This is a genomic window from Kitasatospora sp. NPDC004289 (assembly GCF_053602875.1).
The window spans coordinates 33,165-47,698 of record NZ_JBSGEL010000048.1; the positions used below are offsets into that span (position 1 = coordinate 33,165).

Below are 14,534 nucleotides of genomic sequence, written 5' to 3' on the forward strand. Positions count from 1 at the left end.
GGCGGTCAGAGGGTGTCGTCCAGGCCCTGCTCGATGGCGTAGCGCACCAGCTCCACGCGGTTGTGGAGCTGGAGCTTGCCGAGGGTGTTCTGGACGTGGTTCTGCACCGTGCGGTGGGAGAGCACCAGGCGGTCGGCGATCTGGCGGTACGACAGGCCCTTGGCGACCAGGCGGAGCACCTCGGTCTCGCGCGCGGTCAGCTGCGGCGCGGCGGGGGAGGCGGGCGCGGCCGGTTCGGTGGCGAGGCGGCGGAACTCGCCGAGCACCAGACCGGCCAGGCCCGGGGTGAAGACCGGGTCGCCCTGGGCGGTGCGGCGGACGGCGTCGATCAGCTCGTCCCGGTGCGCGGACTTGACGAGGTACCCGGTGGCACCCGACTTCACCGCCTCCAGCACGTCCGCGTGCTCGCCGCTGGCGGAGAGCACCAGGACCCGGACGGTCGGGTCCTGGGTGACGACCTGTCGGCAGACCGCCACCCCGGGCAGCGTCGGCAGGTTCAGGTCCAGCACCACCACCTGCGGCAGGCTCGCCCGCGCCCGCCGGACCGCCTCCTCGCCGTCCCCGGCCGTCGCCACCACGTCGAACCCGGCCTCCGCGAGGTCCCGCGACACCGCCTCCCGCCACATCGGGTGGTCGTCGACGACCATGACGCGGACCTGAGCGTCCATCAGGGGGCTCCTCGGGGTGTGCAGGTGCTCGTACGTTCCCGGGGAGGTTAGCAACCGCTCCGCCCCGGTCCGGCGTCCCCCGGGCATGAGCGAGCTCGGAACGGACGGACGGGACGGCGACGGGGCCGCCGGGTGGGGCCGGGACGCCGGCCGGGGCGGCGGACGGTCGTGGGCCGGCGTCGCCGGGTGGCTGGTGCTCACGGTGCCGCTGGCCGCGGTGGTCTCCGTGCTGTGCGGCGCGCTGGTCCTCCCCCTCACCTGCTTCGGCGACACGGAGGCCCCGTGGCTGGCGATCTCCGGCCTGTTCTGGCTGGTCCTGGCCGGCGGGCCGGCCGTCCGCGGCCTGCGGTACCGGCGGGTGCCCTGGTGGACCCCGGCGGTCCTGGCCCTGCTGACGGTGCCGCTGTACCTCGCCGTGCTGGCCTCGGGCCCGCTGCCGAGCGACGACTGCTACGGGAACGTGTGGTGACGCGGCGTCAGCCGCGCGGCTGGCGGGGGACGCGGAGCTCGACCTCGACGCCCTCGCCCGGGGCGGAGTAGAGGTCGGCGGTGCCGCCCAGGTCGAGGAGGCGGCCCCGGATGGACTGGGAGACGCCGAGGCGTCCGGCGGCCTCGGCCTCGCCGAGCCGCTCGGGGGCGTAGCCGGGGCCGTCGTCGCGGATGGAGACGGTGACGGCCCCGGGTTCGTCCTCGACCAGGATCCAGGCGCGGGCGGCGGGGCCGGCGTGGCGGCGGACGTTGTCGACGGCGGCGCCGACCGCGGCGGTGAGCTCGGCGGCGGCCGGGGCGGGGAGCAGCACGGGGGTGGCGGGCGCGGAGAGGGTGACGCGGTCGTCGGCGTAGCGGGCCAGCAGGGCGCTGAGGTCCTCCTCCTCGGTGGAGGAGGCGACCGGCTGGTGGCCCGTCATCAGGGCGCGCAGGGCACGTTCCTGTTCCCCCGCCAGGCGGCCGAGCTCGTCGGCGTCACCCTCCCGCCGCTGGACCAGCGCCAGCACCTGGAGGACGCCGTCGTGGATGTCCCGGGAGAGCCGCTCGCGCTCGCGGGTGGCGGCCTCGACCTGGAGCGCCCGGGTGAGGGCGCTCTCGCCGGCCCGGGCGATCTCGATGACGTAGCCGATGGCGCAGCCGGCGACCATCAGCAGCACGATGTTGTGCAGGTTGTCGGGGGTGACGCCGCCGTGCCCGGCGATGTTGGCGATCCCGATGACCGCCCCCGCGAAGGCGGCCCAGCGCCAGCCGCCCTTGCCGGCGAAGCCGAGCACGGTGCCGGCCGCCCAGATGGTGGGCAGGGTGGGCGCCCCGGCGGTGATCCGCTCAGGCTTGTCGATGATGCCGCTCATCACGATGCCGGTCACGGCGAACGCCATGTCGGTGGCGAGCACGTACCAGGTGCAGCGCTGCGGCCCGGCGAAGGCCCGGGTGGAGGCGAGCGTCCAGAGGGTGAGCGCGCCGAGGTAGATCCAGCCGGAGACGGGGTGCAGGAAGTCCAGGTAGGAGCCGAAGAACCGGAGCACCGCGTAGGCGAGCGCGAGCACCCGGAAGGTGGAGATGGCGCGCCAGAGCGGCATCTCCACCGACATCCCGCCGGCCCCCAGGGGCCCGCCCCAGCCCGGTCGTTGAACGTCCATCAGACCCCCCGGGCCCCGACTACTCGGGCTTCTCGTCCTTCTCGGCCGCCTCGGCGGCGGCCAGCTCGGCGGCGGCCTTCTTCTCCGCCTCCTGCTGCGCCTTGACGGCCTTCTGCTCGGCCTTGCGCTCGGAGTCGGCGCGCTTCTTGTCCTCGGCGATCTGCCGCTTGGCGGCGGTCGCGTAGATGTCCACGTACTCCTGGCCGGACAGGCGCATGATCTCGTACATCACCTCGTCGGTGACCGAGCGCAGGATGAAGCGGTCGTTCTCCATGCCGTGGTAGCGGGAGAAGTCGAGCGGGCGGCCGATCCGGATGCCGGGGCGGATGCCGAAGTTGGGCTTGACCTGGCCGGGCGGCTGCACCTTCTCGGTGTCGATCATCGCGACCGGGATCACCGGGGCGCCGGTGGCCAGCGCGACGCGGGCCAGGCCGCCGACCTTGCCGCGGTAGAGCTTGCCGTCGGGGGAGCGGGTGCCCTCGGGGTAGACCCCGAACAGCTCGCCGCTCTCGATCACCGCGATGGCGCTGCGGATCGCGGCCTCACCCGCACCGCGCACGCCCGAGCGGTCCACCGGGAGCTGGCCGACACCCTTGAAGAACGCGGCGGTCAGCTTGCCCTTGAGGCCGGGGGTGTTGAAGTACTCCGCCTTGGCGATGAAGGTCACCCGACGCTTCATCAGGGCGGGGAGGAAGAACGAGTCCGAGAAGGAGAGGTGGTTGCTGGCGATGATCGCCGGGCCGTCCTCGGGGATGTTCTCGGCACCCTCGATCCAGGGCCGGAAGAAGATCCGCAGCAGCGGTGCGACGATCATCTTCATCAGTCGGTAGAACAACCGGGGCCTCCTGGAGTGCGGACCGCACGATCCTAATGCTTCCGGCCGGTCCGGTACGCACCGGCGGGTCTGTACGAGCCGTGTCCCAGCATGGGACGATTCGAGCGTCAGTTCCCTGGTGCGGCCGCCCGAAGCTCGTGGCCCGCCCGACTCGCCGAGGAGCCCGCCGATGCCGCTGATGCCCGGTGCCGAACCGTTCCACCGGGAGGGCGGGCCGGTCGGAGTGCTGTTCGTGCACGGCTTCACCGGCTCGCCGCAGTCGATGCGGCCCTGGGCCGAGGAGTTCGCCGCCGCCGGGTACACCGTCTCGCTCCCGCTGCTCCCCGGCCACGGCACCCGCTGGCAGGACATGCAGGTGACGCGCTGGGAGGACTGGTACGCCGAGGTGGACCGGGCCTTCCGGGAGCTGTCGGCGACCTGCGAGCGGGTCTTCGTCTGCGCGCTCTCGATGGGCGGTGCGCTGGCCCTGCGGCTGGCCGCCCGGCACGGTTCGGCGCTGGCCGGTCTGGTGCTCGTCAACCCGTCCGTGCGTTCCGACAACCCCGCAAGTGTGTTGTTGCCGGTGGTCCGTCACCTGGTGCCCAGCCTGCCGGGGGTGGCCGACGACATCGCCAAGCCGGGTGTGCACGAACTCGGTTACGACCGGACGCCGTTGCACGCGGCCTGGTCACTGGCCCGGCTCTGGAGGACGGTGCAGGCGGAGCTGCCGGACGTCCGCCAGCCGGTGCTGCTGCTGCACAGTCCGCAGGACCACGTGGTCTCCCCGGCCAACTCCGAGTTGGTGCTGGCCCGGATATCCTCGACCGATGTGACCGAGCTGCTCTGCGAGCGCAGCTACCACGTGGCCACGCTGGACCACGACGCCGGACTGATCGTCGAGTCGAGCCTCGACTTCGTCCGGCGGCTGACCCCGGCCGCCGTCGTGGAGGCGCGTGGCGTGGACGTGAGTGCCGAGGACCACCTGGGCTGAAGGGCCGGCAGTGCAGATGAACAACACCGCGGGCGACGACGAGGAACTGCCCCTGGACGGCAAGGCGAAGCCCGAGCCGTCGGGCGGGTCCGACGTGCCCGCGCGCCGTCCGCTCGGCGGCAGCCAGGCCGAGCAGGACGCGATCTTCGCGGCACTGGTGGCCCAGTTCGACGATCCGGTCGACCTGACCGACCCGGACTGGCCCGAGATCGAGAACGTCCGGGCCAAGGAGACCAAGGCCCGCGAGGCCCGGCAGGACCTGCCCGGCGGCGCCGACGGGCTGGACGAGTTCGCCCCGCAGCCGCGCCGCCGCCCGGAGGCGCCCGGCCCCCGCGACTACGTGGCCGCGGAGGACCCGGACGAGGGCCACTTCGTGCCGCCGGAGCCGCCGCCGCTGCCCTCCCTGGACACCACCGCCCGGTTCGCCTGGCTCGCGGTGCTCGGCGGGCCGGCCCTGCTCCTGTTCGACGTGCTGGTCTGGCGCGAGGTCTCCGGCTGGCCGGCCTGGGTGGGCGTCAGCGCCTTCCTGGGCGGCTTCGCCACCCTGGTGATCCGGATGAAGGACCGCGACGAGGACGAGCCGGAGGACCCGCACGGCGGTGCGGTGGTCTGAGCCGTGACGGCATCGGAATCGAAGGTGGGGGTCGGAACGCCGCGCGGGGGCGCATACTGGCGAAGATGACGAAATCAGGAGCAGGACGCCGCGCACTGCCCACCAGTCCCTTCAAGGCGCAACCGCAGCCCGAAGCCAAGGAGTTCACGGTGGGGGAGCGGGTGTCGCACGACCAGTACGGCCTGGGCCGGGTGATCGCCCTGGAGGACGGCCCCGACCGTGCCGTCCTGGTCGACTGCGGCTCGCAGCGCGTACGGGTCTGCGCCCCGTACACCCGTCTGTTCAACCTCTGACGGCGGGCACCCGTACGGCGGCGAGCAGCGGCAGGTGGTCGGTGGCGGCCACCAGGTCGGCCCGGGTGACGCCCGGCAGGCCGTGCGGCACGCCGCAGGCCAGTACCTCCACGCCCGGAGTCGCGAAGAGCGCGTCGATCCGCTGGTGCGGATCGGAGGGGACGGAGGTGTTGGTGCCGCCCCACGGAGCCGTGGCGTGGCCGTCCTGGTAGCGCTCGGCCATCCGGCGCCAGCCGGGCCCGTCCGGGTGCTCGTTGAAGTCCCCGGCCACGAAGCCCTCCTCGCCCGGCCCGAACTGCTCGGGCAGCAGGGCGAACTGCCGCAGCCGCTCGTCCGGGTCCAGGCTCAGGTGGCAGCTGGTCACGGTGAACGGGGCCGAGCCGCCGATCCGCACCCGGGCGGTGGCGAAGCCGCGCGCGTGCAGGCCCCTGGTCTTCGGCAGCAGCCGGTCCCGGACCTCCAGCACGTCCACCGAGAGCCGCCCGAGCAGCAGCGGCCCGGCGGCGATCCGGCCGCCGCCGGAGAGGATCACCAGCCCGCTGCGGGCGGCCAGACAGGCCGCCTGCCCCTCGGGGCGCCAGTACCGCGGTGACTCCTGGACGCAGACCACGTCCGGCGCGCAGGCCCGGACCACCCGCACCAGCGCGTCCCGGTCGTCGCGCAGGGAGCGCACGTTGTAGCTCAACACCCGGACCGTGCGGGACCCGTCGGCCCCGGTCCCGGACTCCGGCAGCGGAGGCAGCTGGTTCGGTCGGCTCACCCGGCCGATGCTACCGAGACGAGCCCCCGCAGGGGCCGTACTCCTGACTCTCGACGCGCGCCGTGTAGTCGTTGCCCACCTTGACGTAGAGGGCGGCCTCCCCGGCCGCGTAGTCCCGGGCGAAGTCGGCGGTCCACGGGAAGAACCCCTCGAAGGAGACCCGGTAGCACCAGCCCGGGTCCACCCGGAGGGTGTCCCAGTCCTGTCCCGCCGGGGTCTGCCGGCCCGGCGGGACGGTCGTCCAGCGCTGCTCGGACTCGGCCGAGGCGCAGCCGGGCCGACGGAGCGTCAGGTCGCCGGTGGACTGGCCGCCCGCGCAGTAGTTGCGCCCGGCGGTGAGCGGGCGGTCCGCGGCGTTGACGGTCTCCGAGCAGACGCCGGTGCAGCCGCCGCCGGGCAGCGGCACCGCGACGGCGCCCGCCAGGGCGAGCGCCAGCACGGCGGCGACCGTCAGTGCTCGGTGCATCGGCGCTCCCGTCCCGGCGTCACGTGGCTCCGCCAGCATAGGAGCCGCCGCGCACGCTCGGTGCCGGGCGGAGTGCCGGTCAGAAGGCCGGGCGCTCCCGGGTGTCCAGGTCGGCCCGGCCGGCCATCGCGGAGGAGGCCTCCGCGTGGAAGCGGCGCGGGATCCGGCCGGCCCGGTGGGCCAGGCGGCCGGCCTCGGCCGCGTGCCGCATGGCCTCGGCCATCAGCACCGGCTGCTGGGCCCGGGTGACGGCGGAGGCCAGCATCACGGCGGCGCAGCCGAGCTCCATCGCGAGCGCCACGTCGGAGGCGGTGCCCGCGCCCGCGTCCAGGATCACCGGGACGCCGGCGCTCTCCACGATCAGCTGGAAGTTGTGCGGGTTGCGGATGCCCAGGCCCGAACCGATCGGGGAGCCGAGCGGCATCACGGCCGCGCAGCCGACGTCCTCCAGCTTGCGGGCCAGCACCGGGTCGTCGTTGGTGTAGGGCAGCACGGTGAAGCCGTCGTCCACCAGGGTCTCGGCCGCGTCCAGGAGTTCGACCGGGTCGGGCAGCAGGGTGCGCTCGTCGGCGATCACCTCCAGCTTCACCCAGTCGGTGCCGAGCGCCTCGCGGGCCAGCCGGGCGGTGAGCACGGCCTCCCCGGCGGTGTAGCAGCCGGCCGTGTTCGGCAGCACCTGGATGTTGTTGCGGGTCAGCACGTCCAGCACCGAGCCCTGGGTGCCCGGATCGACCCGGCGCATCGCCACGGTGGTGAGCTGGGTGCCGGAGGCCAGCAGGGCCTGCTCCAGCACCTCCAGGCTGGGGGCGCCGCCGGTGCCCATGATCAGGCGGGAGTCGAACGCCGTTCCGGCGATGACGAGTTGGTCGTCGGCCATGGTCAGCCTCCCTGCACGGCGGTGAGGATCTCCACCCGGTCACCCGGGCTGAGCACGGTCACGTTCCACGAACTGCGCGGCACCACGGCCTCGTTGACGGCGGCGGCCACCCCGCTGGGGGAGGCGCTGAGCTGGCCGACCACGGTGTCCAGGGTGGTGGCGGCGGGCACCTCGCGCGGGGTGCCGTTGACGGTGAGGGGGATCGGGCTCGGCTGGTTCATGCGGCGGCCTTCGGGGCGAAGCGGCTGGGGGAGAAGGGGGCGGCCAGCGCGGGCACCGCGCCGGTGGCCAGGTAGTCGGCGGTCAGGTCGGCGGTGACCGGGGTGAGCAGCACCCCGTTGCGGTAGTGGCCGGTGGCGGCGACCAGGCCCGGCAGGGCGGTCGGGCCGAGCAGCGGGGCGTTGTCCGGCGAGCCGGGGCGCAGCCCCGCGCCGGTCTCCACCAACGGGAGCTCGGTCAGACCGGGCACCAACTCGTGGGCGTCGCGCAGCAGTTCGTAGACCCCGCCGGCGGTGACGGTGGTGTCGTAGCCCTGCTCCTCGCTGGTCGCGCCGATCACCAGCTCGCCGTCCGCGCGCGGCACCAGGTAGATGTGCTGCCCGCGCACCACGGCCCGGACGTTGCGGGACAGGAACGGCGCGTACGCGGAGGGCACCCGCAGGCGCAGCACCTGCCCCTTCACCGGCCGCACCGGCGGCAGCACGCCGTCCGGCAGGCCGGGCAGGCGGTGGCTCTGCGGCCCGGCGGCGATCACCACCTGGGCCGCCGCCACCTCCTCGCCGGAGCTGAGGCGGGCACCGGTGGCCCGCCCGTCCGCGACGACCAGCTCCACGGCGGCGGAGCGGGTGAGGGTGACGTTGGAGCGTTCGCAGGCCAGCACCAGGGCGGCGGCCAGCCGTCGGCCGTCCACCTGGTGGTCGCCGGTCACGTGCAGGCCGCCGCGGACCCCGGGGGCCAGCATCGGTTCGAGCTTGCGGGCCTCGCGGCCGGTCAGCCAGTGCGACTCCAGGCCGAGGCGCTGCTGGAAGGCGTGCAGCTCGCGCAGCTCCTCCCGGTCGTCGGAGTCGAGCGCCACCGCGAGGGTGCCGGTGCGGCGGTAGCCGGTCTCCAGGTCGGTGAGGTCGGTGAGCTCGGCGACGAAGTCCGCGTAGCGGTCGTTGGACGCCATCCCGAGGCGCAGCAGCGGCTCCTCGCCGTACTGCAGCTCGGTGACGGGGGCCAGCATGCCCGCCGCGACCTGGGCCGCGCCCCGGCCGGGCTCGGGGTCCACCACGGTGACGGCGAGCCCGCGCTGGGCGGTCCGCCAGGCGACCGCGAGGCCGATGATGCCGCCGCCGATCACCAGGACGTCGGTCTCGGTGCGTGTCAAAGCCGTGCACTCCCTTCGCCGGAATGACCCGGATCAGGTTCGGACGGTCGCGGGCCGCCTCAGCCCGCCTCTCAGCCCGGTGCACCGGGCTCCCGTGGATACCGCCCCACCATATCCCCGCCCGGGGCACCCGCCGAAGGGCGAGTTCACGGAGTGAGAGCGCGTGCGGCGGGCGTCAGGCCTCGGCGGCGAGGAGGGCCGGGAGGAGGCCGGGGAAGCGGGACTCCAGATCCTCGGTGCGCAGCACGTTGAGCTTGGTGGTGCCCGCGTAGGTCTGCCGGATCAGGCCGGCCTCGCGCAGGACGTTGAAGTGGTGGGTGAGGGTGGAGCGGGAGACCGTGGCGTCGAAGGTGCCGCAGCTCATGCCGTCGGCCGCCTCGGACAGCTGGGTGACGATCCGCCGCCTGACCGGGTCGACCAGGGCGTCCAAGACCTGCTGCAGCGTCAGGTCGGCCGGATCGGGGTGCTCCAGGGTGCGGACCACGGTGACTCCTCGGGGTGGGCGGGTAGGTCCCATCGTACGGCCGTCGCCGGTGAAGTTCGATGCACGTCAAAGTTTGACGTGCATCGAACTTCGTGGTGAGGTCGTCCCGGTCAGTGGATCCGGCAGAAGGAGAGGCCACCCCATGGCACGACACGTCCAGTTCGACGAGATCGGCGGCCCCGAGGTCCTGACGGTGCGTCAGGTGGAGGTCCGCGCCCCCGGGCCCGGTGAGGCGCTGATCCGGGTGGAGGCGATCGGGCTCAACCGGGCCGAGGTGATGTTCCGTTCGGGCGGGTACTTCCTGCAGCCGACCTTCCCCTCCGGCCTCGGGGCCGAGGCGGCCGGCGTGGTCGAGGAGCTCGGCCCGGACGTCACCGGCTTCGCCCCGGGCGACCGGGTCGGCGTCGTCCCGGCCTTCCCGCAGAACGTGTACGGCACCTACGGCGACCGCGTGATCGTCCCGGCCCACGCCCTGGTGCCCGCCCCGGCCGGGCTCGACCCGGTGAGCGGTGCGGCGGTCTGGATGGCGTACCTGACGGCGTACGGCGCCCTGGCGGAGGACTCCCCGGTGCGGCCCGGCGACCACGTGCTGATCACCGCCGCCTCCAGCAGCGTCGGGTTGGCCGCGATCCAGACGGCCCGTCACCTCGGCGCGGTGCCGATCGCCACCACCCGGGGCGAGGCCAAGCGCAAGGCTCTGCTGGACGCCGGTGCGGAGCAGGTGATCGTCACCGACGAGGAGGACCTCCCCGCCCGGGTCGCCGAGATCACCGGCGGCCGGGGCGTCCGGCTGGCCTTCGACCCCGTCGCCGGCCCCGGCGTGAACACCCTCGCCCGGGCCATCGCCCCCGGCGGGCGGCTGGTGGTCTACGGCCGGCTCGACCCGCGGCCCACCCCGCTGCCCAACGCCGACGAGTACCCGGCCCTCAGCACCCGCACCTACACCCTCTTCGAGGTCACCTCCGACCCGGAGCGGCTGCGGCGCGGCGTCGCCTTCGTCACGGCGGGCCTGCGCAGTGGCTCGCTCGCACCGGTGGTGGACCGCACCTTCGACCTGGCGGACATCGCGGAGGCCCACCGGTACATGGAGGCCAACACCCACATCGGCAAGATCGTCGTCACCGTGGAGGCCTAGCAGCGCCCCACAGGGGCGCGAGGAACCGCGCGAGTCCGGAAGGCGGCCCACCGTGAGATCGGGGCAGGCGGGCCAGTTGCACGTGGTGCCGTTCCCCCGCGCGCAGTTCCCCGCGCCCCCGGGGTGACCATAGGGTGACCGGTGTGGCAGAGCTGACGGGTAGTGGGCGGGCGGTCGTGGTCGGGAGCGGCATGGCGGGGGCGCAGTGCGCGCTCGCGTTGCGGGCCGGGGGCTGGGACGGGCCGGTGACGCTGCTCGGGGCGGAGCCGCACGCGCCGTACGACCGCCCGCCGCTCTCCAAGGACGTACTGCTCGGCCGGACCGACTCGACCACCCTGGACGTCGACTGGTCCGGCGTGGAGCTGCTCCCCGGCCACCGGGCCACCGGCCTCACCCCCGGCACGCTGCACACCGACCGGGGCGAACTCGGCTACGACGCCCTGGTGCTGGCCACCGGCGCCAAGCCGGTGACCCTCCCCGGGGCCCGGACGCTGCGCACCGTCGAGGACGCCCACGCGCTGCGCGAGCGCCTGCGCCCGGGCCTGCGCCTGGTGCTGGTCGGCGCGGGCTGGATCGGTGCCGAGACGGCGACGGTGGCGCGGCAGCTCGGCTGCGAGGTGACGGTGGTGGAGGCCGCCGCCGCGCCGGTGGCGGGGGCGCTGCCCGCGGAGATCGGCGCGCTGATGGCCCGTTGGTACGCGGAGGCGGGGGTGGAGCTGCGCTGCGGGGTGGGCGTCGCGGCGGTGGAGCCTGGCGCGGTGCTGCTCGCGGACGGCACCGAACTGGCGGCCGACGAGGTGGTGGTGGGCATCGGCGCCCGCCCGGCCACCGGCTGGCTGGCCGGGACGGGGGTCGAACTCGACCGCACCGGGGCCGTCCTGACGGACGATCGGCTGCGCACCTCGCTGCCCGGGGTGTGGGCGGCGGGGGACTGCGTCTCCTACCCCTCGGCCCGGCTCGGCGCCCGGCTGAACACCCAGCACTGGGACCACGCCCTGCAGTCCGGCCGGGCGGTGGCCGCCGCGCTGCTCGGGGCGGACGCGCCGTACGACCCGGTGCCGTACTTCTGGTCGGAGCAGTTCGGCCGGATGGTGCAGTACGCCGGCCGGCACGGCGCGGGCGACCAGCTGCTGTGGCGCGGCTCGCCGGAGGAGGCCGGCTGGACGGTGCTCTGGCTGGACGCGGCGGGGCGGTTGACCGGGCTGCTCGCGGTGGACCGGCCGCGGGACACCGGGCAGGCGAAGAAGCTGATCGAGCGCGGGGCGGTGCTGGACCCGGCACTGGCCGCCGACCCGGCCGTCCAGCTGAAGGCCGCACTGGGTTAGGGCGCGCGGGCCCGAGGTGGCAGTCTTGGTGCCGTGAGTGAGAACGAGTCCAAGATCGAATCCCTGGTCCGCGAGTGGACCTACCTGCCCGACATCAGCGAGCGCTGGGGCGTGCAGGTCACCGAGGTCCGCGACATGGTGCGGTCCGGCAAGCTGATCGCGGTGCGCCGCGGCCCGAACCGGTCGCTCCAGGTGCCCGCCGCGTTCATCGTGGACGACGGTCTGGTGAAGCACCTGTCCGGCACGCTGACGCTGCTGCGGGACGCCAAGTTCACCGACGAGGAGATCCTCGAGTGGCTGTTCACCGAGCAGCCCTCGCTGCCGGGCAGCCCGATCGAGGCCCTGGTGGAGAACCGCGGCACCGAGGTCAAGCGCCGCGCCCAGGCGGAGCTGATCTGATGGACCGCCGTCAGCAGCTGGCCGACGCGCGGCTCTACCTGTGCACGGACGCCCGCCGCGAGCAGGGGGACCTCCCGGAGTTCCTCGACGCGGTGCTGGCCAACGGCGTGGACATCGTGCAGCTGCGGGACAAGGGGCTGGAGGCGAAGCAGGAGCTCGAGTTCCTGGAGGTCTTCGCCGACGCCGCCCGCCGCCACGGCAAGCTGTTCGCGGTGAACGACCGGGCCGACGTCGCGCACGCCGCCCGCCCGGACGTGCTGCACCTGGGCCAGGACGACCTGCCCGTGCCGGCCGCCCGGGCGATCCTCGGCGAGGACGTGCTCTTCGGCCGCTCCTGCCACGCCGAGTCCGAGGTGGACGCGGCGATCGCCGAGCCCGGGGTGGACTACTTCTGCACCGGCCCGGTCTGGCCGACCCCGACCAAGCCCGGCCGGTACGCCCCCGGCCTGGGCCTGGTCTCGTACGCCGCCAAGGCGGTGACGGGCCGTCCGTGGTTCGCCATCGGCGGCATCGACCTGTCCAACCTGGACCAGGTACTGGAGGCCGGGGCCACCCGGATCGTGGTGGTGCGCGCCATCACCGCGGCCGAGGACCCGGGCGCCGCGGCGGCCGAACTGGCCCGCCGCGTCCGGCAGTAGCCCCTGCGCCACCCCCGACCGGCCGTCCGCAGTCCGCTGCGGGCGGCCGGTCGCGTGCGTGAACGGGTGTGACGCACGCGGCAGTTCGGGAGTGCCGGAACCGCTGGTGTTCTTTGTGCGTATTTGTCACCGTAGACGAACGGAACGGTGGCAAGGGGAGCGTGACGATGACGGGTACGGGCGGGCGTGGCATACGGACCGCGGCGGCGACGGCGGTCGCCGCCGCCCTGGTGGTGGTCGCCGGTGTGGTCGCGGACCAGGCGCTCGGCAGCAAGGGCGCGCCCGCGGCGGCGCCGAGCCCGTCCGCGAGCCCGGTCGCGACGGTGGACCAGTCGATCGTGCACGCCTCCGAGGACCAGGGGAAGACCGTCAACCTCACCATCGACGACGGCCCCGACCCGGTCTGGACCCCGAAGATCCTCGGCCTGCTCCAAGAGCACCACGCCAAGGCCGTCTTCTGCATGGTCGGCCCCAACGCCAAGGCCCACCCCGAGGTGGTCAAGCAGGTGGCGGCGGCCGGGTACCGGCTCTGCGACCACTCGGTGCACCACGACACCACGATGGACAAGAAGCCCGTCGCCTACCAGGAGAGCGAGATCCTGGACGCCCAGCGGATGATCGAGCAGGCCGCCGGGGACGGCGCCAAGGTCGAGTACTACCGCGCCCCGGGCGGCGCCTTCACCCCCGAGAGCCGCAAGATCGCCGCCGAGCACGGCATGCGGCCGCTCGGCTGGAACGTCGACCCGGACGACTGGAAGCGCCCCGGCGTGGACGCCATCGTCACCGCCGTCCAGAACGGCCTGGCCAAGGGCACCGGCCCGACCGTGCTCTTCCACGACGGCGGCGGCGACCGCTCGCAGACCTACCAGGCGCTGGAGCGGCTGCTGCCCTGGTTCGAGCAGCAGGGCTACACGTACAGCTACCCGCAGCGCTAGCGGGGCCGGCCGGCGGCCCGTCAGTACTTGCGGACGGTCGCCGCCTCGGCCAGCGCGAGCAGCGCCGCGCGGGCCGGGCCGGCCGCCAGCGGGGCCGCGTCCAGGGCGGCCAGCGACTGGGCCATCAGCTCGTCGATCCGGTGCTCCACCAGTTCGGCCGCTCCGCTGCGCTCCACCAGGCCGCGCAGCACCGGGACCTCCTCGGCCGTCAGGTCCGGGGCGCCGAGCCGCTCGTCCAGGTGCCGGGCGTCGGCGGAGGAGAGGCCGCGCATCGCGTGCGCGACCAGCAGGGTCCGCTTGCCCTCGCGCAGGTCGTCCCCGGCCGGCTTGCCGGTGACCGCGGGATCGCCGAAGACCCCGAGCAGGTCGTCCCGGAGTTGGAAGGCCTCGCCCAGCGGCAGTCCGAAGTCCGAGTAGGCGGAGACCAGTTCGGGCCCGGCCCCGGCCAGCAGCGCGCCGACCTGGAGCGGCCGCTCGATGGTGTACTTCGCCGACTTGTAGTGCAGCACCGTCTGCGCGCGCTCCAGCGCCTGCTCGTCGGCAGAGTCCCCGGCCACCGGCTCCAGCACGTCCAGGTACTGGCCGACCATCACCTCGGTGCGCATCAGGTCGAAGGCGGGCTTGGCCGCCAGCACCCGCTCGGCCGGAAGGCCGGAGCGCAGGAAGAGCTCGTCGCACCAGATCAGCAGCAGGTCGCCGAGCAGCACCGCCGCCGAGGCCCCGTACTGCTCCCGGTCCCCGCGCCAGCCGCTGGCCCGGTGCAGCGCCTCGAAGCGCCGGTGGATCGAGGGCAGCCCGCGCCGGGTGTCGCTGCGGTCCATCAGGTCGTCGTGCACCAGGGCACTCGCCTGGAGCAGCTCCAGCGCCGCCGCCGCCCGGGCGATCGCCTCGCCCTCCGCCGCGCCGCCGGCCCCGCGCCAGCCCCAGTAGCAGAACGCCGGGCGCAGCCGCTTGCCGCCGTCCAGCAGGAACTCCCGCAGTGCGTCGGCGACCGGGCCCAGCTGGGCCGAGACGGTGCCGAGCAGCTCGGCCTGCTCGGTCATGAAGACCGCGAGCGCCGCGTTGACTCGCTCGCGGACGGACTCGGTCTCCAGGGGGCTGACCGGCCGGGCGGTGGGCGTGGGCACGATGGAACTCCG

At 74.3% G+C, this 14,534-nt stretch carries 19 protein-coding genes and 1 riboswitch; of the genes, 9 read left to right on the plus strand and 10 right to left on the minus strand.

Going from position 1 to position 14,534, the window contains the following annotated elements:
• Positions 1–5: 5 nt before the first annotated feature.
• A complete protein-coding gene (locus ACWEPF_RS27660; RefSeq protein WP_345279792.1) occupies positions 6–668 on the minus strand; it encodes a response regulator transcription factor in 663 nt (220 codons plus the stop codon).
• An 85-nt stretch (positions 669–753) separates the two neighbouring features.
• On the opposite strand from ACWEPF_RS27660, the gene ACWEPF_RS27665 reads away from it, so the two are divergent.
• A complete protein-coding gene (locus ACWEPF_RS27665) occupies positions 754–1,137 on the plus strand; it encodes a hypothetical protein (RefSeq protein ID WP_452174665.1) in 384 nt (127 codons plus the stop codon).
• A gap of 7 nt (positions 1,138–1,144) precedes the next feature.
• Here the strand turns inward: ACWEPF_RS27665 and macS are convergent, their stop codons facing one another.
• Both macS and ACWEPF_RS27675 read right to left on the minus strand, forming a co-directional pair.
• Positions 1,145–2,296 carry a MacS family sensor histidine kinase gene (gene macS / locus ACWEPF_RS27670; protein ID WP_452174666.1) on the minus strand — a complete coding sequence of 384 codons (1,152 nt, stop codon included), beginning with the start codon at positions 2,294–2,296 and terminating at the stop codon, positions 1,145–1,147.
• A 19-nt stretch (positions 2,297–2,315) separates the two neighbouring features.
• Positions 2,316–3,131, minus strand: a complete 816-nt coding sequence (locus ACWEPF_RS27675) for a lysophospholipid acyltransferase family protein (RefSeq protein WP_345279787.1) — start codon at positions 3,129–3,131, stop codon at positions 2,316–2,318.
• Positions 3,132–3,300: 169 nt separating this feature from the next.
• Here ACWEPF_RS27675 and ACWEPF_RS27680 point away from each other — a divergent pair, with 169 nt between their 5' ends.
• The 3 genes from ACWEPF_RS27680 to ACWEPF_RS27690 all read left to right on the plus strand — a co-directional run bounded on the left by ACWEPF_RS27680 (position 3,301) and on the right by ACWEPF_RS27690 (position 5,007).
• Positions 3,301–4,101 (plus strand): alpha/beta hydrolase, encoded by an 801-nt coding sequence (locus ACWEPF_RS27680; RefSeq protein WP_452174667.1) that lies wholly within the window; start codon positions 3,301–3,303, stop codon positions 4,099–4,101.
• Positions 4,102–4,117: 16 nt separating this feature from the next.
• On the plus strand, positions 4,118–4,714 hold the full coding sequence (locus ACWEPF_RS27685; protein ID WP_345279785.1) for a hypothetical protein: 597 nt from the start codon (positions 4,118–4,120) through the stop codon (positions 4,712–4,714).
• 65 nt (positions 4,715–4,779) lie between these two features.
• The gene (locus tag ACWEPF_RS27690) at positions 4,780–5,007 is read left to right on the plus strand and encodes a hypothetical protein (protein WP_345279784.1); all 228 of its coding nucleotides are present in this window, start codon (positions 4,780–4,782) and stop codon (positions 5,005–5,007) included.
• Here ACWEPF_RS27690 and ACWEPF_RS27695 read toward each other — a convergent pair.
• The 6 genes from ACWEPF_RS27695 to ACWEPF_RS27720 all read right to left on the minus strand — a co-directional run bounded on the left by ACWEPF_RS27695 (position 4,997) and on the right by ACWEPF_RS27720 (position 8,996).
• Positions 4,997–5,767, minus strand: a complete 771-nt coding sequence (locus tag ACWEPF_RS27695) for an endonuclease/exonuclease/phosphatase family protein (RefSeq protein ID WP_452174668.1) — start codon at positions 5,765–5,767, stop codon at positions 4,997–4,999. The genes ACWEPF_RS27690 and ACWEPF_RS27695 overlap by 11 nt on opposite strands.
• A 10-nt stretch (positions 5,768–5,777) precedes the next feature.
• Positions 5,778–6,233 (minus strand): hypothetical protein, encoded by a 456-nt coding sequence (locus ACWEPF_RS27700; RefSeq protein ID WP_452174669.1) that lies wholly within the window; start codon positions 6,231–6,233, stop codon positions 5,778–5,780.
• A gap of 79 nt (positions 6,234–6,312) precedes the next feature.
• Positions 6,313–7,110, minus strand: coding sequence for a thiazole synthase (locus ACWEPF_RS27705; protein WP_345279781.1), 798 nt, complete (start codon positions 7,108–7,110; stop codon positions 6,313–6,315).
• A gap of 2 nt (positions 7,111–7,112) precedes the next feature.
• Positions 7,113–7,331, minus strand: a complete 219-nt coding sequence (thiS, locus tag ACWEPF_RS27710) for a sulfur carrier protein ThiS (protein ID WP_345279780.1) — start codon at positions 7,329–7,331, stop codon at positions 7,113–7,115.
• A complete protein-coding gene (gene thiO, locus ACWEPF_RS27715) occupies positions 7,328–8,479 on the minus strand; it encodes a glycine oxidase ThiO (RefSeq protein WP_452174670.1) in 1,152 nt (383 codons plus the stop codon). The genes thiS and thiO overlap by 4 nt, the downstream gene beginning before the upstream one ends.
• Positions 8,473–8,585, minus strand: a riboswitch (TPP riboswitch). Its footprint overlaps the gene before it by 7 nt.
• A gap of 69 nt (positions 8,586–8,654) precedes the next feature.
• Positions 8,655–8,996 carry an ArsR/SmtB family transcription factor gene (locus ACWEPF_RS27720; RefSeq protein WP_452174671.1) on the minus strand — a complete coding sequence of 114 codons (342 nt, stop codon included), beginning with the start codon at positions 8,994–8,996 and terminating at the stop codon, positions 8,655–8,657.
• Positions 8,997–9,105: 109 nt separating this feature from the next.
• Here ACWEPF_RS27720 and ACWEPF_RS27725 point away from each other — a divergent pair, with 109 nt between their 5' ends.
• The 5 genes from ACWEPF_RS27725 (at position 9,106) to ACWEPF_RS27745 (ending at position 13,395) form a co-directional block, all read left to right on the plus strand.
• Positions 9,106–10,098, plus strand: coding sequence for a zinc-dependent alcohol dehydrogenase family protein (locus ACWEPF_RS27725; RefSeq protein ID WP_452174672.1), 993 nt, complete (start codon positions 9,106–9,108; stop codon positions 10,096–10,098).
• Positions 10,099–10,241: 143 nt separating this feature from the next.
• A complete protein-coding gene (locus ACWEPF_RS27730) occupies positions 10,242–11,423 on the plus strand; it encodes an NAD(P)/FAD-dependent oxidoreductase (RefSeq protein ID WP_452174673.1) in 1,182 nt (393 codons plus the stop codon).
• 33 nt (positions 11,424–11,456) lie between these two features.
• On the plus strand, positions 11,457–11,822 hold the full coding sequence (locus tag ACWEPF_RS27735; RefSeq protein WP_345279775.1) for an Rv2175c family DNA-binding protein: 366 nt from the start codon (positions 11,457–11,459) through the stop codon (positions 11,820–11,822).
• Complete coding sequence (gene thiE, locus ACWEPF_RS27740; protein ID WP_452174674.1) at positions 11,822–12,460, plus strand: thiamine phosphate synthase; 639 nt, start codon at positions 11,822–11,824, stop codon at positions 12,458–12,460. Before ACWEPF_RS27735 ends, thiE begins: the two co-directional genes overlap by 1 nt.
• Before the next feature lie 167 nt (positions 12,461–12,627).
• Positions 12,628–13,395, plus strand: coding sequence for a polysaccharide deacetylase family protein (locus ACWEPF_RS27745; RefSeq protein ID WP_452174675.1), 768 nt, complete (start codon positions 12,628–12,630; stop codon positions 13,393–13,395).
• 20 nt (positions 13,396–13,415) lie between these two features.
• On the opposite strand, the gene ACWEPF_RS27750 is transcribed toward ACWEPF_RS27745, so the two are convergent.
• Positions 13,416–14,522 (minus strand): polyprenyl synthetase family protein, encoded by a 1,107-nt coding sequence (locus ACWEPF_RS27750; RefSeq protein WP_452174676.1) that lies wholly within the window; start codon positions 14,520–14,522, stop codon positions 13,416–13,418.
• Positions 14,523–14,534 lie beyond the last annotated feature (12 nt).